This is a genomic window from Enterococcus sp. H57 (assembly GCF_003112495.1).
GTDB classification, from domain to species: domain Bacteria; phylum Bacillota; class Bacilli; order Lactobacillales; family Enterococcaceae; genus Enterococcus_B; species Enterococcus_B faecium.
On the sequence record NZ_BEHC01000034.1, the window covers coordinates 1 to 23649 of the forward strand.

22 protein-coding genes and 1 other annotated feature are annotated in these 23649 nt (G+C 38.3%); of the genes, 16 read left to right on the forward strand and 6 right to left on the reverse strand.

Translation table 11 applies throughout. From position 1 onward, the window contains the following. A partial coding sequence (locus DIZ30_RS07595; RefSeq protein ID WP_159086155.1) for a Cna B-type domain-containing protein occupies positions 1-440 on the forward strand: 440 nt, incomplete at its 5' end. Positions 441-711: 271 nt separating this feature from the next. On the opposite strand, the gene DIZ30_RS07600 is transcribed toward DIZ30_RS07595, so the two are convergent. Next, positions 712-1197, reverse strand: coding sequence for a prolyl-tRNA synthetase associated domain-containing protein (locus DIZ30_RS07600; protein ID WP_002324189.1), 486 nt, complete (start codon positions 1195-1197; stop codon positions 712-714). An 89-nt stretch (positions 1198-1286) separates the two neighbouring features. Continuing rightward, positions 1287-1632 (forward strand) — a binding site (T-box leader). Positions 1633-1676: 44 nt separating this feature from the next. Between DIZ30_RS07600 and DIZ30_RS07605 the strand changes: the two genes are divergently transcribed. The 7 genes from DIZ30_RS07605 to DIZ30_RS13685 all read left to right on the forward strand — a co-directional run bounded on the left by DIZ30_RS07605 (position 1677) and on the right by DIZ30_RS13685 (position 9812). Beyond that, positions 1677-2318 (forward strand): amino acid ABC transporter permease, encoded by a 642-nt coding sequence (locus DIZ30_RS07605; protein ID WP_002289240.1) that lies wholly within the window; start codon positions 1677-1679, stop codon positions 2316-2318. A gap of 18 nt (positions 2319-2336) precedes the next feature. Continuing rightward, positions 2337-2972 carry an amino acid ABC transporter ATP-binding protein gene (locus DIZ30_RS07610; RefSeq protein WP_002299692.1) on the forward strand — a complete coding sequence of 212 codons (636 nt, stop codon included), beginning with the start codon at positions 2337-2339 and terminating at the stop codon, positions 2970-2972. Positions 2973-2989: 17 nt separating this feature from the next. Next, complete coding sequence (locus DIZ30_RS07615; RefSeq protein WP_002289242.1) at positions 2990-3805, forward strand: amino acid ABC transporter substrate-binding protein; 816 nt, start codon at positions 2990-2992, stop codon at positions 3803-3805. Positions 3806-4246: 441 nt separating this feature from the next. Beyond that, on the forward strand, positions 4247-5683 hold the full coding sequence (locus DIZ30_RS07620) for a glycoside hydrolase family 1 protein (protein WP_002289243.1): 1437 nt from the start codon (positions 4247-4249) through the stop codon (positions 5681-5683). A gap of 188 nt (positions 5684-5871) precedes the next feature. Beyond that, positions 5872-8319, forward strand: coding sequence for a DNA translocase FtsK (locus DIZ30_RS07625; RefSeq protein WP_002289244.1), 2448 nt, complete (start codon positions 5872-5874; stop codon positions 8317-8319). A gap of 229 nt (positions 8320-8548) precedes the next feature. Next, positions 8549-9616: a 23S rRNA (adenine(2503)-C(2))-methyltransferase RlmN gene (gene rlmN / locus DIZ30_RS07630; RefSeq protein ID WP_002293986.1), complete on the forward strand. Its 1068-nt coding sequence runs from the start codon at positions 8549-8551 to the stop codon at positions 9614-9616. Next, the gene (locus DIZ30_RS13685) at positions 9606-9812 is read left to right on the forward strand and encodes a hypothetical protein (RefSeq protein WP_002321602.1); all 207 of its coding nucleotides are present in this window, start codon (positions 9606-9608) and stop codon (positions 9810-9812) included. The genes rlmN and DIZ30_RS13685 overlap by 11 nt, the downstream gene beginning before the upstream one ends. Here the strand turns inward: DIZ30_RS13685 and DIZ30_RS07640 are convergent. After that, positions 9809-10912, reverse strand: a complete 1104-nt coding sequence (locus DIZ30_RS07640; protein WP_002303623.1) for an iron-containing alcohol dehydrogenase family protein — start codon at positions 10910-10912, stop codon at positions 9809-9811. The genes DIZ30_RS13685 and DIZ30_RS07640 overlap by 4 nt on opposite strands. 552 nt (positions 10913-11464) lie before the next feature. On the opposite strand from DIZ30_RS07640, the gene aac(6') reads away from it, so the two are divergent. Beyond that, positions 11465-12013: an aminoglycoside N-acetyltransferase AAC(6')-Ii gene (gene aac(6') / locus DIZ30_RS07645; RefSeq protein WP_002293989.1), complete on the forward strand. Its 549-nt coding sequence runs from the start codon at positions 11465-11467 to the stop codon at positions 12011-12013. A gap of 126 nt (positions 12014-12139) precedes the next feature. On the opposite strand, the gene DIZ30_RS13690 is transcribed toward aac(6'), so the two are convergent. Beyond that, the gene (locus DIZ30_RS13690) at positions 12140-12259 is read right to left on the reverse strand and encodes a ribonuclease P protein component (protein ID WP_002293990.1); all 120 of its coding nucleotides are present in this window, start codon (positions 12257-12259) and stop codon (positions 12140-12142) included. Positions 12260-12437: 178 nt separating this feature from the next. Here DIZ30_RS13690 and DIZ30_RS07655 point away from each other — a divergent pair, with 178 nt between their 5' ends. Next, positions 12438-14099: a peptide ABC transporter substrate-binding protein gene (locus tag DIZ30_RS07655; RefSeq protein WP_086311756.1), complete on the forward strand. Its 1662-nt coding sequence runs from the start codon at positions 12438-12440 to the stop codon at positions 14097-14099. 69 nt (positions 14100-14168) lie between these two features. On the opposite strand, the gene DIZ30_RS07660 is transcribed toward DIZ30_RS07655, so the two are convergent. Continuing rightward, positions 14169-14516 carry a DUF3899 domain-containing protein gene (locus DIZ30_RS07660; RefSeq protein ID WP_002293992.1) on the reverse strand — a complete coding sequence of 116 codons (348 nt, stop codon included), beginning with the start codon at positions 14514-14516 and terminating at the stop codon, positions 14169-14171. A gap of 83 nt (positions 14517-14599) precedes the next feature. On the opposite strand from DIZ30_RS07660, the gene opp3b reads away from it, so the two are divergent. Genes opp3b through DIZ30_RS07685 form a run of 5 tightly spaced genes read left to right on the forward strand, consistent with a single transcriptional unit; the run spans position 14600 to position 19626 of the window. After that, positions 14600-15541, forward strand: a complete 942-nt coding sequence (gene opp3b / locus DIZ30_RS07665) for an oligopeptide ABC transporter permease (RefSeq protein WP_002293573.1) — start codon at positions 14600-14602, stop codon at positions 15539-15541. Continuing rightward, positions 15542-16585, forward strand: a complete 1044-nt coding sequence (locus tag DIZ30_RS07670; protein ID WP_002293994.1) for an ABC transporter permease — start codon at positions 15542-15544, stop codon at positions 16583-16585. 5 nt (positions 16586-16590) lie between these two features. Continuing rightward, a complete protein-coding gene (locus DIZ30_RS07675; RefSeq protein WP_002289332.1) occupies positions 16591-17661 on the forward strand; it encodes an ABC transporter ATP-binding protein in 1071 nt (356 codons plus the stop codon). Beyond that, complete coding sequence (locus tag DIZ30_RS07680) at positions 17651-18604, forward strand: ABC transporter ATP-binding protein (protein WP_002289330.1); 954 nt, start codon at positions 17651-17653, stop codon at positions 18602-18604. The genes DIZ30_RS07675 and DIZ30_RS07680 overlap by 11 nt, the downstream gene beginning before the upstream one ends. An 11-nt stretch (positions 18605-18615) precedes the next feature. Next, complete coding sequence (locus DIZ30_RS07685; RefSeq protein ID WP_002289328.1) at positions 18616-19626, forward strand: RNA-guided endonuclease TnpB family protein; 1011 nt, start codon at positions 18616-18618, stop codon at positions 19624-19626. Between the two features lie 284 nt (positions 19627-19910). Here DIZ30_RS07685 and DIZ30_RS07695 read toward each other — a convergent pair whose 3' ends face one another. Together DIZ30_RS07695 and DIZ30_RS07700 are read right to left on the reverse strand one after the other, a co-directional pair. Next, positions 19911-20732 (reverse strand): NUDIX hydrolase, encoded by an 822-nt coding sequence (locus DIZ30_RS07695; RefSeq protein ID WP_002293995.1) that lies wholly within the window; start codon positions 20730-20732, stop codon positions 19911-19913. Between the two features lie 96 nt (positions 20733-20828). Next, a complete protein-coding gene (locus DIZ30_RS07700; protein WP_002289337.1) occupies positions 20829-21107 on the reverse strand; it encodes a hypothetical protein in 279 nt (92 codons plus the stop codon). Between the two features lie 267 nt (positions 21108-21374). Here DIZ30_RS07700 and metG point away from each other — a divergent pair, with 267 nt between their 5' ends. Further along, the gene (metG, locus tag DIZ30_RS07705; protein WP_002289325.1) at positions 21375-23384 is read left to right on the forward strand and encodes a methionine--tRNA ligase; all 2010 of its coding nucleotides are present in this window, start codon (positions 21375-21377) and stop codon (positions 23382-23384) included. Positions 23385-23649 lie beyond the last annotated feature (265 nt).

Consider the following 23649-nt stretch of genomic DNA (forward strand, 5'->3'; position numbering starts at 1 on the left):
GGCGCTATCGTTTCACAAATCTGCCAAAATACAGAGACGGGCAAGAAATCATCTATACTGTAACGGAAGACAACGTGCCCGAATACAGTACGACGATTGACGGGTATAACATCAAAAACAGTTATACACCGGAAAAAACAAATATATCTATACCAGGTAGCCATATAACACCGTGGAAAAATTTTCCAGAGAAGACAGAGAGAGAGAAAATTAGAAATCTATTCTCTCAAAAATTGCAAATATTTGCTCATACAGGAGAATCCAGCGAACAAAGAACCAATTATATTAGTAAGAGAGCTGTACCTAAACAGATAACAAATAAATCAAAAAGCATTCTTCCTAAAACAAGTAGTAAAAAATCTAGTTTTGCTGTAATCATTGGTTTATTGATAGTAACTATCTGTGCTGGGATATTCTTACAAAAATATAAAAAAGTTTAGTTAGAATATAATATTTTTTGTTAAATATGACTGAAATCAAAAGAATAAAATTCCGATTTATAATCGAAAAAAGAAGCATTTTTATATATGCTTCTTTTTTCGTAGAATCAATAAATATGGATTTGGCTAACTATGGAAGAATACTCGTATTAGTTTTCAGCGTTCATACTAGTTGTTACATTGTTTGATTGGCCAAAAGAATTTCTGATATATTTTGTGCTAAATAAAGAAAAAGACGCTTGAATTGGGAAATAAGAAAACTACTCTATCATTACAAATTTTCATAAACTGGCAGATGTTCTAAGTAAACAAGTATCTTTTCAAAGTCGGAAAAATCCATGATCAACGTAGTGGTATTGATATTTGGATGAAAGCCTACGGTATCTTGACGATCAATAGCAGCATCGATCACGACTTGGATTTTTTTCTCTTTGTCGTGCATCAATGCTAATGGAGTCACTGTACCTGCTGGAACGCCTAGGAGGTCAGGAAGCTGTTCTTCAGAAACAAAAGATAAGCGCTTTTCTTTTAATTGTTCAGCTAGTTCTTTTAAATCGGCATGCTTTTCATCAGGCAAGATGACAAGATAGATTTGTTTTCCTTTTCTTGATTTCAATAATAGATTTTTTACTTGCGGACCAGGTAGGGAAAAAAGGACATTTTTGACTGACGTAATCGCAGGATGATCGACTTTTTGAAAAGAGATATCCAGTTTTTTTAGTAGTTCATAAGCTTCTTGTTCGGTTGCACGACTCATCACGCATCACCCTCCTTTTTTTATTAGTGTATCATAAAAAAGAGTTGACAAATGAAAAATAATCATGTAAATTACACGTAAAGTTAAAACAAATGACATCGAAAAGAAGAGTAGCCGTTAGGTGTTTTTAGAGAGTCTCTGGTTGGTGGAAAGAGGCAGCAGTTAACCGTGAAACACATCTTGGAGTCGATTTTCTGAAGCGTATAGTAGGAAAATCCGGGGAGCCCGTTACAGCTGCGGTCGTTGCTAGATGACCAGATAAGGCTGGCTTTTCCGTGAGGAGCCGGTAAAAAAAGGTGGAACCACGTGATTAACGTCCTTTGATCTTCGGATCAAAGGACTTTTTGTTTTCATCTGAACGGCAACGACTGTGTGAGGTTTTTTCTGCAAGGAAAAAATAAACAGAGGTGGAACCACGTATAATACGTCCTCTTGGCATTTGCCAAGAGGATTTTTTTATTTTAAAGGAGGAAAAGAAGATGGAGTATTTGATTGAAGTTATGCCGCAATTATTAGTAGGAGCACTCACAACATTGAAATTATTTTTATTTACCTTGATTGGCTCATTACCATTAGGGATTGTTTTAGCATTAGGATTGTCTTTGCATTTTAAGCCGCTACGCTACTTGCTTCAAACATATGTATGGGTTATGCGGGGAACACCGCTGTTGTTGCAACTGATTTTTATTTTTTATGGGTTGCCGACGATTGGGATCGTTTTTGATCGTTTCGAAGCAGCACTCATTGCCTTTATCTTAAACTATGCAGCTTATTTTGCAGAGATCTTTCGTGGAGGGATACAATCGATTCCTCAAGGTCAATATGAAGCAGCGCAAGTTTTGCAATTAAGTCCCTTTCAAACGGTGACGAAAATCGTCATCCCACAAGTGACAAAGATTGTTTTACCTTCTGTAGGGAATGAAGTTATCAACTTGGTCAAAGATTCTTCCTTGATCTATATATTAGGTTTAGGTGACGTAATGCGTGCTGGGAAAATCGCGATGGAACGCGACGCGACTTTACTGCCTTTGCTAGGCGTGGCAATCATCTATCTTACATTGACTGGTATTCTAACAATCGTAATGAAACAAGTTGAAGGAAAATTAAATTATTACCGCTAACTGATAGGAGGAAGAAATATGATTGAATTGAAGAAAGTGAACAAAGCATTTGGTGAAAAAAAAATAATCAAAGATTTGAATCTAATCATTCCAGATGGGAAAACATTAGCTATCGTAGGGCCTTCCGGTGGCGGTAAAACCACGCTTTTACGTATCTTGGCTGGCTTAGAAAGTTCTGACAGCGGAGAATTTTATTTAGATGGTGTACCGTTCAACCCATTCGAGCTTAAAATGAAAGAACAAGTTGTAGGAGTCGTATTCCAAGACTTCCAGCTATTTCCACATCTGAATATTTTTGAAAACATTACCTTAGCACCAAAAATGGTATTGAAACAGACAAAAGAAGAATACACCAAAAAAGCAGAAGAATTAGCGGCTTCATTAGGGATTAGTGATTTATTGAATAACTATCCTTATCAGCTTTCTGGCGGACAAAAACAGCGGGTAGCGATTGCCAGAGCATTGGCTATGAATCCACGGGTATTGGCTTATGATGAACCAACAAGTGCTTTAGATCCTGAATTACGCCAGCAAGTCGAGCGTTTGATCCTATCATTGAAAGAAGATGGGGTAACCCAAATTATTGTCACCCATGATTTAGTATTTGCAGAAAATGTCGGTGATCAATTACTAAAAGTTTCCCCAATTCATTAAGAAAGGAGAAGATAGAGATGAAAAAAACCAGTTTTCTATTCGCTTTGATCGCAGGTCTTCTTCTTTTTGCAGGCTGTTCGAACAAAAAAACTTCAGCAGATAATTGGGCGACTATCAACGAAGAGAAAAAAATCGTTATAGGTTTAGACGATACATTTGTTCCTATGGGATTTAGAGATAAAGACGGGAAGCTCACAGGATTTGATATTGATTTAGCCAAAGCAGTCTTTGAACAATATGGGATTACGGTAGACTTTCAGCCCATTGACTGGTCAATGAAGGAATTTGAACTGAACAATGGAACGATCGATTTGATATGGAACGGCTATTCCAAAACGCCGGCAAGAGAAAAGAAAGTGCAATTTACAAAACCTTATATGGAAAACGATCAAGTGCTGATCACACCTAAAGAATCAGGAATCACAAACTTTGGACAAATGAATAATAAGAGATTAGGTGCGCAAAATGGGTCATCTGGTTATGATGTATTTACGAAACAACCAGAAGTATTAAAAGAGATAGTCAAAAACCAAGATGCTGTTTTGTATGATAGTTTTAATGAAGCATTGATCGATCTGAAAAGCAGACGGGTCGATGGTCTGCTGATGGATAAAGTATACGCAGACTATTATTTGAAACAAAGAAACGAACTAGAAGACTTCAACATAACAAAAGGTTCTTATGAAAGTGAGGATTTTGCAGTTGGTGCACGAAAGTCAGATAGTACATTAGTGAAAAAAATCAATGAAGCCCTAGATCAACTAGAGAAAACAGGTGAATTCCAAAAAATATCCGATAAATGGTTTGGCGAAGATGTTACGCCGAGAAATTAACAAATAGGGGACTGTGACAAAAGACGTGTCACAGTCCCTTTTTCCGAATAAACAGTGTTCTCCTGCCAACTCCTTGTGACTCGGAGCTGAATGGCAGGCTCACAACCTCTTGGTAAACGGTGTTCAAAAGCTTGCATCTGCGGTAATAAATCCAGCCAAGTAAAAACATAAGAAGCTGTTTTTATTTGGCTGTTCTTATTACTTGATGCAGGGTAGCTTTTTCACAACCTCTTATACACGGTGTTCCAGAAGTAGCTTCTTCGAAAAATAAGCCGAAATTTTACAAAACTTTGAGAAGCAATTTTCGTACATTACTTCTTGTTTCTTGAAGCTGACCACTTCTGTCACAACCTCCTTTACATAATTTTATTTTGTTGTGGAAGGGGTTTCGTGTTATTCTAAAAGAGGAACGATTGAAGGTTATAGGAAAGGAAGAGATGAATGGAACACAAAGAACTTACCTCATTTCCAAAAGATTTTCTGTGGGGCTCTGCTTCTGCAGCGTATCAAGTAGAAGGAGCTTGGCAAGAAGATGGGAAAGGAGAATCAGTCTGGGATCGATTTGTACGGATACCTGGAAAGACATTTAAAGGAACGAACGGTGATTTGGCAGTAGACCACTATCATCGTTATAAAGAAGATATTGCTTTAATGAAAGAACAAGGTCTGAAAGCTTACCGATTCTCTGTAGCTTGGACACGGATTTTTCCTAATGGACGAGGAGAAGTCAATCAAGCTGGGCTCGCTTTTTATGAGAGATTGATCGACGAATTGATTGAAAACGATATCGAACCTATGTTGACTTTATATCATTGGGATCTTCCACAAGCATTGCAAGATGAATATAATGGTTGGGAATCACGTCAGATCATTGAAGATTTCACTCATTATGCAGAAACATTATTTGAGGCATTCCGCGGGAAAGTCCATTACTGGATTAGTTTGAATGAACAAAATATCTTCACTTCATTAGGTTATTTGTTAGCAGCACATCCGCCAGGTGTGACAGACCCGAAACGAATGTATGAAGTTAACCATATTGCTAATTTAGCAAATGCATCTGTCATCAATAAATTTCACGAGTTAGAAATGCCTGGAAAAATCGGACCAAGCTTTGCGTATACGCCAAATTATCCAATTGACAGTAATCCTGAAAATGTTCTGGCTGCTGAAAATGCAGAAGACCTGATGGCCAATTATTGGATGGATGTCTATATGTGGGGAAAATATCCGATTGCTGCCATGAGGTTCTTAGAAGAAAAAGGATGGGCACCAACGATTGAAGCTGGCGATGCAGAATTGCTAGAATCTGCTAAACCAGATTTTCTTGGGATCAATTACTATCAAACGGCGACGAATGCATTCAATCCATTAAACGGAGTTGGTGCAGGAAAAATGAATACGACAGGAAAAAAAGGTTCATCAGAAGAAACTGGAGTTCCTGGAATGTATAAAAAAGTTGAGAATCCATTTGTCGAACGAACAAATTGGGACTGGGAGATTGACCCAGAAGGATTAAGGATCGGACTGCGTCGTATCACAAGCCGTTACCGCATGCCGGTACTGATTACGGAAAATGGCTTAGGAGAGTATGACAAGTTGACAGAAGATAAACAAATCCATGACGACTATCGAATCAATTACTTACAAAGCCACGTCAAAGCCATCAAAGAAGCAATTTCGGATGGAGCAGAAGTCCTAGGCTATTGCACCTGGTCTTATACAGATTTGCTTAGCTGGCTGAACGGTTATCAAAAGCGATATGGATTTGTATATGTTGATCAAGATGAAACACAAGAAGGATCTTTGGAACGATATAAGAAAGACAGTTATTACTGGTACCAAAAACTGATTGAAGAAAATGGAGAGAACCTTTAGTTCACATACTTAAAACAAGAAGGTACGGCTGGATATGGCCGTGCCTTTTCTTGATAAAATCATTTAGAAATTAAGAAAAACTGTAAAATAAGCTGAAAAATGAAAGAAAGCGTCAGTTCTTTCAAACAAAACTTTAGTTCCCTTACTTTTTTTTGTATAATGAAACTTGATGAAATGAGGGATAATAAATGGCACAAAAGAAACGGCCTACTAAAAAAAGGAAAAAGACGAAAAAAACGAAAAAGCAAAAACAGCAGCAGGAACAAATGCTGACGATTGGTGTTGGGTTTGCCTTGATTTTATTTGCTGTCTTCGGCTTTTTAAAATTAGGTTTTTTAGGAATATTGATTGCAAACGGCTTTCGGATCATTGCAGGAAATACTTACCAAATCCTCTGTCTTTTATTAGCCGTATTAGGATTTTGGATTGTCATTAAGAATACAGAGTTTTCAATTGGTAAAAACCGACGCTGGTTTGGCGGCATACTCTTTTATTTCGGTATCTTATTATTGTTACATGCCCATTTATTTGGCAAACTCCATACTGGGGAACCAAATATCATGGGGACGACATGGGATTTGTTAGCCAGTGATATAAAACAAAGTCAAGTAGACAATAACGTTGGTGGTGGGATGATTGGAGCAATCCTTTATCATTTTACTTACTTCTTGATTGCACAGCCTGGAAGTTATTTAGCAGCAGTGCTATTACTGGCAGGAGGAGCATTCCTGTTCAGTAATCTGGAAGGCTATCAGCTGTTAAATGGTATCCAATCAATTGGAGAACGAGTACAGGAATTATTGGAAGGTGATCCTGCCAAGCAAGCTCGAAAGCAAGCGGCAAAGGAAGAGAGAATGAAACAGCGCGCAGAAGCGAAAGAAGCAAGGCGCTTAGCTGCAAAAGAAGCTGCAGAAAAAGAAGCTGCAGAATATGAGAAGAAAAAAGCGGTGAGCCAGCAAAGGGAAAATACTGCTGATGAATGGCAGGAACCAGAAAATACAGAGCCGGAGCAGCTAAGTTTTGTTCCAATCGACAGTTTTCAAGAAAATATCCATCCTGCGAATCTAGAGAAACCAGTACCAGATACACCAAAACAGACCAATACAGCAGAAGGTTTTTCAGATGAGTTGCCAGAGGATGACGGTACCTCATTAGAATTTGAGATTGAAGCAGAACAGGAAAATCAAGACTATGAATTACCGACAGTTGATTTGCTTGATTCTATACCAACTGTGGATCAAAGTGATGAGTATAAAAAAATTGAAAAAAATATCGGCGTATTAGAACAAACTTTCCAAAGTTTCGGTGTCGATGCCAAGGTCGTCAAAGCCAGCTTAGGACCATCCGTCACAAAATTCGAAGTCCAGCCGGCTGTAGGGGTAAAAGTAAGTAAAATTGTGAACTTAACAGATGATATCGCGCTTGCTTTAGCGGCGAAAGATGTCCGGATGGAAGCACCGATTCCAGGTAAATCACTGATTGGTATTGAAGTACCAAATGGAAAGATCAGTATGGTTTCCTTTAGAGAAATCATCGAAGCACAACCAAACCACCCAGATAAATTACTAGAAGTACCTTTAGGACGTGATGTTTCTGGACGGGTACAAACGGCTGATCTTTCGAAGATGCCTCACTTACTCGTGGCTGGTTCGACTGGTAGTGGGAAGTCAGTAGCAATTAATGGGATTATCACAAGTATATTAATGCGTGCTAAGCCCCATGAAGTAAAACTGATGATGATCGATCCGAAAATGGTTGAATTGAATATGTACAACGGCATACCTCATCTGTTGACGCCGGTCGTGACGAACCCTAGAAAAGCAGCGCAAGCCTTACAAAAAGTAGTACAAGAAATGGAAGAACGATATGAAAAATTCGCGGCAACCGGAGTAAGAAATATTTCTGGTTACAATGAATTTGTTCAACAGAAAAACTTGGAAAACGGAACGAAACATCCAACCTTACCATTCATCGTAGTGATCGTAGATGAATTAGCTGATTTGATGATGGTAGCCAGCAATGAAGTTGAAGATGCGATTATTCGTTTAGCGCAAATGGCTCGGGCAGCGGGGATTCATATGATCCTAGCTACTCAACGTCCAAGTGTGGATGTTATCACAGGAATCATCAAAGCAAATGTACCTTCCAGAATGGCATTTGCGGTATCAAGCGGTACAGATTCTCGGACGATCATTGATTCTAATGGGGCAGAAAAGCTCTTAGGGCGAGGAGATATGCTATTCTTGCCAATGGGTGAGAATAAACCGATCCGTGTGCAAGGAGCATTCATTTCTGACCACGAAGTAGAACGGGTCGTTCAATTTGTTACAGATCAGCAAGAAGCTCATTATGAAGAGAAAATGATGCCGACAGATGAAGTTGAAACGACAGGTGCTCCAGAACAGCCACAAGATGAGCTGTTTGAAGAAGCAAAAGCACTTGTCGTTGAAATGCAAACGGCAAGTATTTCCCTTCTCCAAAGAAGATTTCGGATCGGTTACAACCGAGCAGCACGTTTAGTAGATGAACTGGAAGCTCATGGAGTTGTTGGCCCGTCAGAAGGAAGCAAGCCTCGGAAAGTATTCATTGAGCAGGAAGAAACATCAGAAACGTTGCCGGACGATAATGACATGTAAAACTTGTTTGATGAAGGGTTGAAAAACGAATAACCAATAAAAAGACAAGGCATGATGATACCAAAAGAAAAAATGGTTTTTTTCCATCTTTTCTAATACGGTATGATGTCTTGTCTTTTTAGTTTTTGTGAGATTAAAGTTCTATTCGATTTATTTGTGAAGTATTGCATTAAGGAAATGAATCATGTATAGTATGTAGCGAAACTTTGAGAAAAAGAGGGAAAATACTTTGGAAAAACAGTCCATTTATGGCTTGACGAATGAAGAATTAATCAATTGGTTTATAGAAAACGGCGAGAAAAAATTCCGAGCTGCCCAAGTTTGGGAATGGTTGTATCAAAAACGTGTAAGTAATTTCACAGAAATGACGAATCTATCGAAACAATTGATCGAAAAATTATCGGAGCATTTTATCATCAATCCTCTAAAACAGATGGTCGTCCAAGAAGCTTCGGATGGTACAGTAAAATATTTGTTTGAACTCCCTGATAAAAACATGATTGAGACTGTACTGATGAGACAAGAATATGGCTTGTCAGTTTGTGTGACGACACAAGTAGGATGTAATATCGGCTGTACGTTTTGTGCAAGCGGGCTGCTCAAAAAGAACCGTGATCTGACTGCTGGAGAAATTGTTGCACAGATCATGATGGTCCAACATTATTTTGATGAGCGCAATCTTGGCGAACGCGTTTCACATGTCGTTGTAATGGGGATCGGTGAGCCATTTGATAATTACGACAATGTAATGGACTTTTTGCATATCATCAATGATGCCAAAGGATTGGCAATTGGTGCTCGGCACATTACAGTTTCCACTAGTGGATTAGCACACAAAATCAAGGAATTCGCTAATAACGGCTTGCAAGTCAATCTGGCTATTTCCTTGCACGCGCCGAATAATGAGGTGCGAACATCGATCATGCGGATCAACCGAAGTTTCCCAATTGAGAAATTGATGGAAGCTGTGGATGAGTATTTAGAGAAAACAAACCGTCGAATCACGTTTGAATATATCATGTTGAATCAAGTAAATGATAGACCAGAGCATGCGCAACAATTAGCAGATCTATTAAAAGATAAGAAAAAATTAGCATATGTCAACTTGATTCCATATAATCCAGTCAGTGAACATGATCAATATTCTCGCAGTCCAAAAGCTGATGTATTGAGATTTTATGATGTATTGAAGAAAAACGGCGTAAACTGTGTGATACGTAAAGAACATGGTACAGATATTGATGCAGCTTGCGGACAATTGCGAAGCAAGCAAATGAAAAAAACAGTTGCCAAATAATCGTATCCTACTCGTTTTTTCAATTACCATAAAAGGAGCAGTTTTCTTAATTAAGGAACTGTTCAACTTAAATAAGAGAAAAGATTCTATAGCGAAAGCTATAAAGCTTTTTTTGACAAGAAAAACCCTCATCAAGCAAAGAAATGTCCTCAATTTGATGACAGCCTGCTTGATGGGGGTTTTAGCAATTATTTAACTGATTTTCTTATATCCTTGCTGGCTTTCTTGTGTAGCATGATAAGTTTCTACGTCAAGAATGGCCTGTTTAAATTTTTCTCGGGTGATTTCATAAGGCACATGTTTAATATCATTTGTTGCCATGGCTTTATCTAAGATTGCTTCTAAATCGGTCGTGACATTGAGATTCATGTCGGTTAACGATACTGGAAGTTGGTTCTTTTTCATAAACACATAGATTTTATCAAACAAATCGAACTGCTGATCCATCATCAATAAGGTCAGTACACCATAACTGACAGATGCTCCGTGAAGGTATCCCTCCATTTTTTCTAGAACAGTCGTACCGTAATAGAATGAGTGTGCCATAGCAGAATTATAGTTATTGTTAACTAAAACAGAAACCAATCCGGTAGTAACAATGATATCCGAAACGACTTGTTCAATTGCATATGAGGGACGATCGTCGGCACTATCTTTCAATGCTTGCGTACCATAAGTCAAGAGACGATCAATGCACATTTTTCCGATTTGGATTCCTAATCTATCCGTGTAGCCTAGATCATCGCCACGAGCAGAAAAAGTAGATTCGACTTCTTTGGATAAAGCATCGCCAATACCTGCCCATAAGTATTTATCAGGTGCTTCGGCAATAATTGCTGTATCAATGAAGGTGTGTACAGGTGGTTTTGAAGGAAAGAAGAGTCCGTCCATTACGCCTTCTTCGTTATAGATGACACATACCGCAGTGACGGGCGAACAGTTCGAACCAATAGTGGGAAAGGTGAAGACTGGTTTAGCTAGTTTTTCACCAATGACTTTTACAGTATCGCAAGCACGGCCACCACCGACTGCAAACAGGACGTCTGCTTTTTGGACACTTTCATGCTGGATCAACTGTTCAATATTTCCATAAGTTGAATTACCCCCGTACCAGAGACTGGCGACAACCTCTATTTCCTGTGTCAAAGCTACTTTTATTTTGTTTTCTGCCTTTGAAAGTGCAGTCTTCCCTCCAATCAGCACTACTTTTGTCCCATATTCTTTGACGATTCCATTTGCTTTTTCATACGCATCTGTTCCAATGGTATAATTTGGTAAGAAAACACTTTGACTCATATTCATTTCCTTCTTTCTTCGTTGAAACGGGTTAAAATTTTAAAGAGTGATCGATCTGACTGCGGCTGTAGATGGAGTAGAGGTGAACCTAAGACAGGATAAGTGATGAATAAGGTGGCATGAACACCTTGAAATCATCAATAAGTATCCTAAAAACGAACAAGTACAAAAACATTGAAAACGACAATAATGAATTTTTGTTCCTCTTAGTATTTCTACCGATTCCCTTTGCTTTTTTGTAATTATCTAAAAATTCTAAAAATTAAGATTATTATATGAAAACAGGTTTTATTTGTCAATTCATAATTGGTTTTTTTTAAAGCAAAAGATAATCTATATCATGATGAACAAACAGAGTTTTTTCCTCCAATTGATGGCTTTCCTGATCTTTCCTATTTTGAATAAAGTGTTTCTGTATAATTTTTTTATTTTATAAGTAAGATAAATAATGAAAGAATAGAGATACTGATTGGTAGCTAAAGATTTTTGAGCGAGAACATTTCGTTTTTTCAAAAGGACTGTTAGAATAAGCAAGAACAAGGGGGAAGACGTATGATAATCAGTGAATTTGACCGTAATAATCCAGTATTGAAAGATCAGCTTTCTGATTTACTGAGACTGACTTGGCCGGAAGAATATGGAGACAGCTCGGCAGAAGAAGTAGAAGAAATGATGAATCCAGAACGAATCGCAGTAGCAGCGGTAGACCAAGATGAGTTAGTAGGATTTATTGGTGCAATCCCTCAATACGGTATCACAGGTTGGGAATTGCATCCATTAGTTGTAGAAAGCTCCCGACGAAAGAACCAAATAGGTACTCGATTAGTCAATTACTTAGAAAAAGAAGTAGCTTCCAGAGGAGGAATCACGATTTATTTAGGTACGGATGATTTAGACCATGGAACAACGTTAAGTCAAACGGACCTGTATGAGCATACATTTGATAAAGTGGCTTCTATCCAGAACCTTCGTGAACATCCGTATGAATTCTATGAAAAATTAGGTTATAAAATCGTAGGTGTCTTACCAAATGCAAATGGCTGGGACAAACCGGATATTTGGATGGCAAAAACGATTATTCCTCGACCAGATTCTCAATAATAAAAAGAGGTTGTGAAAAAGCTGTCCTGCATCAAGTAATAAGAACAGCCAAACAAAAATAGCTCCTCATATTTTTCGTTTGGTTGGGCTTATTACCGCAGATGCAAGCTTTTGAACACCGTTTATTCAGATAAGGGACTGTGACAAGACTTTTGTCACAGTTTCTTTTTGTTTATTCTTTTTTATCTTTGTATGGCAATAATAGACAATATAACGAAAATTATTTAATGGCTTTTGGAAGACCATGGAAAACCTTGTACAAAGCTATTTTTTCTGAAAAATTCCTTGAAACCTCACGAAAAAATCATTATTTTATGAAAAAGACAAAAAAAAGTGTTGATTTTTTAATAATTATTCATTAAACTCTTAAACAACTTCAGAAAATATTAATTATTCTGAAAATTACAATAAAGAGGTACGTAAAATGAAAAAGAAATTTACATTTGGTTTGGTTGCGGTATGCGGCCTTGTACTTGCTGGATGTTATGGCGGCAGTTCAGCCACAAGCAGTAGTTCAGCAAAAAGCGGTTCAGCAGATGGAGGAGGCGTATTTAACTTAGTCGTGCCTCAAGAAATGCCTACAGCTGACTTATCAGTTGCAACAGATACAATCAGTTTTACAGCATTGAATAACGTTTATGAAGGAATTTACCGTCTTGATGAAGACAGCAAACCACAGCCGGCAGGAGCTAGCGAGTTGGCAGAAGTCAGTGAAGACGGATTAACTTACAAAATCAAATTACGAGAAGACGCAAAATGGTCAAATGGTGATCCTGTTACAGCAGCGGATTACGTTTATGGCTGGCAACGAACAGTAGCCCCAGCTACAGCTTCTGAATATGCTTACCTGTATGCGCCAGTTGAAAATGCAGAAGACATTACAGCTGGAAAGAAAGATAAATCAGAACTAGGGATCAAAGCAGTTGGTGACTATGAATTAGAAATCAAATTGACGAAACAAACACCATATTTCCAATATCTGCTTGCTTTCCCATCATTTTTCCCACAAAAACAATCCGTAGTGGAAGAAAATGGGGATGCCTATGCATCTGCAAGTGATAAAGCTGTTTATAATGGACCATTCACATTAGAAGATTTTGATGGACCAGGAACAGATACAGAATGGACTTATAAGAAAAATGATCATTACTGGGACAAAGATACAGTAAAACTTTCTGAAATCAAAGTCAGTGTAGTAAAAGAATCTTCTACTGCATTGAACTTATTCAAAGATGGCCAAGCAGATGACGTGATCTTGTCTGGTGAGTTAGCACAGCAAAACGCAAACGATCCAGCTTATACTTCTGTTAAAGAAGCGCGGACAAGCTATATCGAATTCAATCAACGTGAAAAGAATTCACCATTCAACAATGTGAACCTAAGAAAAGCTATTTCTTATTCTATCGATCGTGAAGCTTTAGTAAAACAAGTACTAGGTGACGGATCAGTTGTCTCTACAGGATTGATCCCATCAGATATGGTAAAAAGTCCAACAACGAACGAAGACTTTGCAAAAGAAGCTGGAAAATTAGTTTCTTATGACAAAGATAAAGCAAAAGAATATTGGGAAAAAGCGAAAAAAGAATTGGGCGTTGATTCTTTAGAATTTGATTTGATGGCTTCTGATGATGATTCATCGAAAAAAGTAATCGAATATGTTCAAAACTCAATCCAAGAAAACTTGGATGGCGTAACAGTCAAACCAACACCTGTTCCATTCTCTGTACGTCTTGACCGCTCAACTTCGGGTGATTTTGACGCAGTACTAGGCGGATGGGCTGCTGACTATGCAGACCCAAGCAGCTTTACTGATTTGTTTGTCACAGGTAATTCATACAACCGTGGTCGCTGGAGCAATGCAGAATATGACGAAGCAGTTAAAGCAGCTTCATCAACAGACGCTGGCGATGAACAAGCCCGTTGGGATGATTTCCAAAAAGCAATCAAGATCATCTCTGATGATATGGGTGTCGTTCCGGTGTACCAAAAAGCAGAAGGTCACCTAGTGAATGAAAAAATCAAAGGTATCGTTCACCATGCGGCAGGCGCTTCATGGGATTACAAATGGACATACGTTGAAGAATAATCGTTAATACCGTGAGCATGAGAAAAAACGAGGCTGCGGCAAATGTCGCAACCTCGTTCTCATATTCACTTATCCTAACAAAGAAAAAAGCATGAAAATAGCAGAAAGAGCAATTAGTATTCCGGCAATGATCAGCCAAAAGCTGTACATACCGTAGCTGGCAGACGAGAGCGAGGAAAATTCTGGTTTTTTCTTTCGGTTCCTTGTTCGTGCAAGATGGACCGATCGCTGAAAATGATCGAAGAAACCCGAAGAAAAGACCCATAAAAAACCGCCGATAATCAGAAACGGCAATGACCATAAGAATAGATCATTAGATAATTGAATGAGTGTAAAGGAATGGTTGATGAGATTTTTTATTAAAATAACCAGAATCAGTAGAAAAGCTACTGCGTAGGGGATAGATTTTTTTTTCATTTGATTGCTCCTTTATTTTTGGTTCATTATCTAATAATGTAGCGAAACATCTGTCAGAAGTCAAAAGCTAGGGGGAAACATTAGTGAATAGTTATATCAAATATGTATTAAAACGTGTCTTTTTCATGATCATCACGCTTTGGTTAATTGCAACAATCACCTTTTTCTTGATGCAATTGCTGCCGGGCACGCCATATACGAATCAGGAACGTTTGAGTCCTGAAACAATCGAGATGCTAAATAAACAAGTCGGTTTGGATAAACCAGTTATCGTACAATATGGGATTTATCTTTCTAATTTGCTTCAAGGAGATTTTGGAATTTCCTTCCAATTTAAAAACCAGCCAGTCGCACATTTGTTAGCTGGAAGAATCGGACCATCCTTGCAGTTAGGGTTACAGGCAATTATCTTTGGAACAGTCCTAGGGACGATTTTAGGAACGATCTCTGCCATGAAGCAAAATACATGGGCAGATACATCTTCTACACTCGTAGCGATATTAGGTCGTTCCATTCCAAACTTTGTATTTGCTGTTTTATTACAATATATCTTTGCAATCAAATTACAAGTTTTGCCAATCGCAAAATGGGATGGCTTTGTGTACACAATCTTACCAACAATTGCGTTGGCCATGTCGCCGCTTGCTGACTCTGCTCGGTTTATCCGTACGGAAATGGTGGAAGTACTGCATAGTGATTATGTGGAATTAGCAAAAGCAAAAGGATTGAGCCGTTGGGAAATCGCCTTTAAACATGGTCTTCGAAATAGTTTGATTCCATTGATGACTTTATTAGGACCGTTAGCTGTAGCATTGATGACCGGATCACTGGTGGTAGAAAATATCTTTGCTATTCCTGGTATCGGGGAACAATTCGTTAAGTCAATCACAACAAATGATTATCCTACGATCATGGCTGTAACGATCCTTTACTCATTTATGCTGATTTTTGTTATTTTGATCGTGGATCTATTGTACGGTCTAGTTGATCCAAGAATTCGTGTTTCAGAAGGGAGCCGAGGATAAATGGAAATGATACCAAAGCGTTATGAAACAGTTGCAGATATCCCTGCGGATGAATTTCTTCCATTACAAAAAAATACCGAAGAAGAACGTGAACAGATTACTGCACCTTCTTTGAATTTTATCCAAGATTCATGGCGCCGTTTAAAGAAAAACAAAGCTGCCGTTATTTCAATGGTTTTACTATTGGTCATCATTTTGATCTCTGTGATCACAATCTTTGTTTCTCCTCATGATCCAACTGCCCAAAACGTGGCTTATATCAATTTGCCTCCTCGTATTCCGGGAATCAATATCGATGGATTGAATGGAAAAGCAATGGTTGGTGGTGAACTTGTTGATAAATATGCTCAAGCAAACGTCCCTTCAAACGTAAATTTCTTTTTAGGAACAGACGGTTTGGGACGTGATGTATTAAGCCGCTTATTTATGGGAACGAGAATCTCGTTGCTGATCGCATTTATTGCTGCATTACTAGATGTAACGATTGGTGTAGCTTACGGGTTGGTTTCTGGTTTGTTAGGCGGACGTGTCGATAACGTGATGCAACGTTTTTTGGAAATCTTATCAGGAATTCCAAACCTCGTTGTCATGATTTTGATGTTGGTCGTTTTTGAACCAGGAATTTTTTCAATCGTGGCTGCTATGGCCATCACAAACTGGATACCAATGGCACGTATCGTTCGTGCACAAACAATGAAATTAAAAGATCAAGAATATGTTTTAGCTGGATTGACATTAGGTGAATCAAGAATGAAAATTGCATTCAAACATATTTTGCCGAATATCTCTAGTGTCATTATTATTCAAATGATGTTTAGTATTCCATCTGCTATTTTCTTCGAAGCCTTTTTAAGCTTTATCGGTTTAGGTCTTACGCCTCCGTCAGCTTCATTAGGAACGATGTTGAGCGAAGGGTACAAGACATTCCTGTATCTGCCTTATCTATTATGGATTCCGGCAGTAACTTTATCGGTTATCATGATTGGCTTTAACTTACTTGCTGATGGATTGCGTGATGCCTTTGATCCTAAAATGAAAGAGTGAAGACGATGACGAAAATTTTAGAAGTGAAAGACTTAGAAATCTCTTTTGATACGTATGCTGGAAAGGTACGAGCGATTCGCGGTGTCAATTTTCATTTGAATAAAGGAGAAACATTGGCGATCGTTGGGGAATCTGGAAGTGGAAAATCAGTGACGACCAGAAGCATCATGCGCTTGCTGTCAAGCAACGCCAATATAGATGCTGGTCAAATCCTCTTTAAAGGTAACGATATCGTTGGAAAATCAGAAAGAGAGATGCAAAAAATCCGTGGTAAAGAAATAGCGATGATTTTCCAAGATCCAATGACCTCTTTAGATCCGACGATGCCCATTGGGAAGCAAGTCGCTGAGTCCCTTAGAAAGCATAATAAAGTTTCAAAAAAAGAGGGACAAAAAGCTGCATTAGAATTGCTTAAATTAGTTGGAATACCCGAAGCTGAGAAACGTATCAACAGTTATCCGCATCAGTTCTCAGGAGGTCAGCGTCAACGGATCGTGATCGCGATTGCACTGGTATGTTATCCGGAAATCCTGATTGCTGATGAACCTACAACAGCGCTTGATGTGACTATTCAAGCACAGATTTTGGAGCTGCTGAAAGAAATTCAGACAAAAATCGATACATCAATTATCTTTATCACTCATGACCTTGGTGTAGTAGCGAATGTCGCTGATCGTGTCGCTGTCATGTATGGAGGAAGAATCGTTGAAGTTGGAACATCGGAAGAAATTTTCTACAACCCGCAACATCCCTATACTTGGGGACTGCTTGGTTCAATGCCGACATTAGATAGTGCGAACGATCGATTGTATGCTATTCCTGGTTCTCCACCGGATTTATTGAACCCGCCAAAAGGAGACGCATTCTATCCAAGAAATGAATTCGCGATGAAAATCGATGCAGAACAAGAACCACCATTTTTTGAACTATCAAAAACACACAAGGCAGCAACTTGGCTACTTGCTCCGCAGGCACCCAAAGTGACACCGCCAGAAGAAATCCAACGTCGCTGGGCTATCTTTAAAGAGAAACAAAAACATACTTACGGTCAAGGAGGAATTGCTGATGCCAAATAAACTACTTGAAGTTAAAGGATTGAAACAGTATTTCAATGTAGGAAAAAAGAATGAAGTACATGCTGTAAATGACATCAGCTTTCACATTTATGAAGGAGAAACATTCGGTTTAGTTGGAGAATCTGGAAGCGGAAAATCCACTACTGGCCGTACGATCATTCGCTTGAATGAACCTACTGATGGTGAGATATTATTCGACGGTCAAGATATAACGAAGATCAAAGATAAAAAAGGTTTGACGAAATTCCGGCATGATGTTCAGATGATCTTTCAAGATCCATACGCTTCGTTGAATCCTCGTATGAAAGTCAGAGATATCATTGCCGAAGGAATTGATGTTAATGGACTAGCTAAATCATCTGAAGAGCGTGCAAAAAAAGTCGATGATCTATTGAGAACTGTTGGATTGAATCCAAGCCACGGTACTCGTTATCCTCATGAATTTTCAGGTGGGCAACGCCAGCGTATTGGTATTGCACGAGCATTGGCAGTAAAACCGCGTTTTATCATTTGTGATGAACCAATTTCTGCACTAGATGTGTCGATCCAAGCCCAAGTGGTCAATTTGTTGCAAGATCTCCAAAAAGAACATCAATTGACCTATCTATTTATTGCACATGATTTGTCGATGGTTAAACATATTAGTGACCGAATCGGTGTAATGCATAACGGCTTGTTATTAGAGATGGGAACAAGTGATGAAATCTATAATCACGGTGTTCATCCTTATACAGAAAGTTTGTTATCTGCTATTCCTCTACCAGATCCAGACCATGAGAGAAAACGCAGAAGAATCAAATATCAACCTGAACCAGATGACGGACAAGTACGTCAACTTCGTGAAATCGCACCAGAACATTTTGTCTATGCAACTGAGCAGGAAGTCCCATATTACGCAAAAAAACTAAAACGACAAAAGGAATCTCTTCTGGTTGCTAACTAGGAGGGACATAGATGCTAAAAGCTTTTAAATTCCGTATGTATCCGACAGAAGAACAAAAACAGCAATTGATTCGTACTTTTGGATGTGCTCGATTTACCTATAACCATTTGCTGAAAAAGCGGCAGAAAAGTTGGCAACAAACAGGAGTAGCCAATTTTTCGCTCACACCCGCTACATTAAAAAAAGAATACCCATTCTTAAAAGAAGTAGACAGTCTTGCTTTAGCAAATGCACAGCTTAATTTGGATCGGGCTTTTCGCAATTATTTCAAGGGACGTGCCAGCTTCCCAAAGCTTAAAACGAAAAAAAGTATGTGGCAATCTTATACGACCAACAACCAAACCCGTACGATCTATCTGGAAAATGGCTACTTAAAGTTACCAAAACAAAAAGAACTAATCAAGATAAATCAGCATCGGCCAGTTGAAGGATCGATTCGCTCCGCTACGATTTCTGCTCGATATAATGAAGAATTTTATGTCGCACTACTTTGTGATGTTTCGCCAGTAAAAAAAGAATCTTTAGCTAAATGGATCGGGATCGCCTATCATCCGAAGACATTGATCCAAACATCTCGACCTCTAGAAGTAACTTTACCAAAATTTCACCAGACAGAAGAAAAGCTGCAACATGCACAGCGGAAATTGAATGTGAAAGTCCGCTCCGCTCACCATAGAAAGATCAGGTTAGATCAGGCAAGCAATTATCAGAAACAAAAGAGAAAAGTAATGGATCTTTATCTGAAACAAAAGAACCAGCGAGAAGATTATCTTGAACAATTATCTGGGAAATTGGTCAAACAATATGACTACTTATTTGTAGAATCTTTTCCAAAAGAAGAGGCACATGCTGATTTTTCTATTCACGACTGGCATAAATTAATAACAAAATTGCGTTATAAGTCCCAATGGTATAATAAAAAATTTCTTTTGATCAATACCGACGGAGCAGAAGAAAGCAATTCCGTAAGAAAGAGCCAAGTAGTAGAAAAAATGGGCAGACATTCGGTTATCAAGGGATAAAAAATGAATGAAACTGATAGGAGCGTTAGGGTTAGCCTTGTTAATAAAAAGTCTTAATGACTTTTGTTTCTAGGAATTTTTCTTTTGAAGAAAAGCTCACTAATTATGACAAACCAATAAAACAATAGCAGAAAAAGTTCGTACGAGCTTTTTCTGCTATTGTTAATTTTTTATTCAGAAAGTTTACGAATACATCAAAATTCTGAAACAAAAAACGTAACTCACAAAGAGTTGTTTTTGCGTTTTTTCTTGAATGATTAGGTCTGAATCTTTTGCTCACAACCTTATTCATGGTGCCCCGGCTTGAGCTGATAGATTTTTGAAGGACGGCCGATTCCTACAGGACGTTCACCGATCTCATCGAAATATTGGAGCATAGCTTTCTTAAAATTGGAATGATCGATCGTTTTATAATCGATCCCTAAGAATTTAGCAAATACTTTTCGAGCTTCCGTAATCGTGAAATCTTTACCTAAAACTTGTAGAACTTGCGGCTCGTGTTCCATTTTATTGACTACACGGTTGAATGCTTTCAAGATGATTTGACTATGGTCAAAAGCCAAAGTATCTTTGCCAGAAGACTCTCCAGTGACTAAATCAAGCGAGATAGCCACTTCTCCGCTAGATAAATGGATCTTGTTACTATGACGTTCTAGTGTGAACCAGCGTACTTCCTTGGCATCATCTCCGGCGATTAGCGGTTCTTCTCCAATAAAGGCTAAGTAGCTGACTGTGACGACCCAGCCTCGCGGATCTCGATTAGGCGTACTGAATGTATGCAGTTGCTCAATATTTTCTTTTGAAATAACCACACCAGTTTCTTCCTTTGTTTCTCTTAAGACGCTTTCTCCAGTTGACTCATCCTTTTGGACAAAGCCACCAGGCAATGCCCATGAATTTCGATAAGGATGCCCTTTTCTTTGGATCAACAAAACTTTCAGCTGATCTTCTTCTTTGTTATAGCACATCAGTACGATATCGACAGTCAAAGAGGGCTTGTCATATTCTGGACGTTCCTGTTTTTGATACCAGTTAAGAAATTCTTCTTCACTTGCTTCATGTTCATAATATAATTTTTCTTCTTCTTTAGAAGCAAAACGGTTCATCTGACCACCTCCATTGACAGTAAAAGTACTTTTTACCTTATTGTAGCAGACTCTGAAAAAAAACCAAGGATTTACTTGAAAAATCTAGGTTATCATTTAAATATGAAAAATAAATGGAAGTATGAGATTGAATAAAAAGAAAAGCAGATAAAACGGCAATACTTTATACCGCTCTTCACGAATGGCAAAGAAGCCACAAATAACGATATATACGTCAATGATAAAACGCAAAATCCAAGCTGCTGTCATAAAACTGTTCAAATGCCCATGGAGGTTAAAATAACCATACATACGAATATAAAAATAGCTGAATATTAAATGTGCTAATGAAAGAAAAGCAATACTAAGTGTAAAAAAAAGATGTTTCTTCTGCATGATTGTTCCAGTCCCTTACTAAGATAGATAGTCTTTATTATACCACGTGTGAGGGGAGAAATAAAAAGCCGTTTTTTAGTAGATATGAAACAAAACAAAAACCCGCATTTATTCAACCTATTCATCCTTTTAAAGGATAGATTGAACGTAGATAGAAGTCGTTTATCCAGTCTTTTTCATTTTGAAAAAAAGCTAACAGCATGCTTTTTTTATGGTATACTAGCAAGGAAACGAATTCGCATCATGCGATAAAGGAGGAAGAGCCCTGTGGCAGAAAAGGAAACTTTTTATATCACTACGCCAATCTATTATCCAAGCGGCAAACTTCATATCGGCAACTCGTATACTACGATTGCATGTGACGCAATTGCTCGTTATAAACGGTTGATGGGCTTTGATGTGTTTTATCTCACTGGAGTGGATGAACATGGTCAAAAAATCGAAACAAAAGCAGAAGAACTAGGTGTAAAACCGCAAGAATATGTAGATAAAATGGCGGCTGATGTCAAGAAATTATGGAAAACGCTTGATATCAGTTATGATAAATTCATTCGCACGACAGATGATTACCATAAAGCAGCTGTTCAAAAAATATTTGATCGTTTATTAGAACAGGGAGATATTTACTTAGGTGAATATGAAGGCTGGTACTCTGTTTCTGACGAAGAATTCTTTACAGAAACACAACTTGCAGAAGTGTACAAAGATGACGAAGGTAACGTGATCGGTGGTAAAGCGCCAAGTGGACACGAAGTAGAATTGGTAAAAGAAGAATCATACTTCTTCCGCATGAGCAAATACGCAGACCGTCTGTTGGAATACTATGAAGAACATCCCGAATTCATCCAGCCAGAATCTCGTAAAAACGAAATGATCAACAACTTTATCAAACCAGGATTAGAGGATCTTGCAGTTTCACGAACAACTTTTACTTGGGGAGTACCAGTCAAGAGTGATCCGAAACATGTGGTGTATGTATGGATCGATGCATTATCCAATTATATTACTGCACTAGGATATGGCTCCGAAGATGAAAGTCTATTCGAAAAATACTGGCCTGCAGATGTTCAGATGGTCGGTAAAGAAATCGTTCGCTTTCATACGATCTATTGGCCAATCATGCTGATGGCCCTTGATTTGCCTCTACCTAAAAAAGTATTTGGGCATGGCTGGCTATTGATGAAAGACGGAAAAATGTCTAAATCAAAAGGAAATGTCGTTTATCCTGAAATGCTTGTGGAACGTTATGGTTTAGATGCACTCCGTTATTATTTGCTTCGTGCTGTTCCGTTTGGGTCAGATGGTGTCTTTACGCCAGAAGATTTTGTTTCCCGTGTCAATTATGATCTGGCAAATGATCTAGGGAACTTATTGAATCGAACGATTGCTATGATCAACAAATATTGTGATGGACTCGTTCCTGACTATGCCTCACTTGTCACTCCATTTGACAGTGAACTGTCTACGACGGCTGCTAACGTTGTCGGACGTTACCATGATGCAATGGAAAAAATGGAATTCAATACAGCATTGGCTGAAATCTGGGTGCTGATTTCTCGTGCAAACAAATACATTGATGAAACAGAACCATGGGTATTAGCAAAAGACGAAGAAAAGAAAGCTGAATTGAATAGTGTCATGATCCATTTAGCTGAATCTTTGCGTATCGCAGCGATATTACTTCAGCCAATCATGACAGAAACGCCAGAGAAGATCTTCAATCAACTAGGATTGGACTCTGAAACAATGAATCTTGAAGGATTACACTTTGGCGAATTTCCTTCAGGAACAAAAGTAGTTGCAAAAGGTACACCAATCTTCCCACGTTTAGATATGGAAGAAGAAGTTGCTTTTATTCAAGAAAAAATGTCTGAAGGTACTCAAACAAACGAAGATACAGTCAAATGGGATCCAGAAGAAACAGAACTTGTTTCAACGAAAGAAAAACAAATCAAATTTGATGTATTTGAAAAAGTAGAACTAAAAGTAGCAGAAGTCATCAACTGTCAAAAAGTAGAAGGGGCAGATAAGTTGCTGCAATTCCGACTAGATGCTGGAGACAGCCAAGACCGTCAAATCTTGTCAGGAATCGCTGAATTTTATCCTGATCCAAGCGAATTGATCGGGAAAAAAGTCGTCATTGTAGCAAATCTGAAACCACGAAAGATGCGTGGACAAATCAGTCAAGGAATGATCCTTTCTGCAGAAGCACCAGATGGCTCTTTACAAGTAATCGAAGCACCAAAATCCATGCCAAATGGCTCAGAAATCGCATAGAAATTCAAAGGGGGTATGACACTAGTTGTGTCATACCCCCTTTTTCCGAAATTTGAGAAGCAATTTTCGTAAATTCCTTCTTATTACTTGAAGCCAATCATATAATACAGAAACAGAGAACTATCCAAAATAAATCCTAGAAAAAGAAGTACGAGCTTCGCTGATTTTTGTTAACGCCGATTGTAAAATTAAGCTAGACAACTAAAAAAGTCATTTGTGCTACACTCAAAATAGTTCCGACCAAAGAATTATAAGGAGTGAGTAC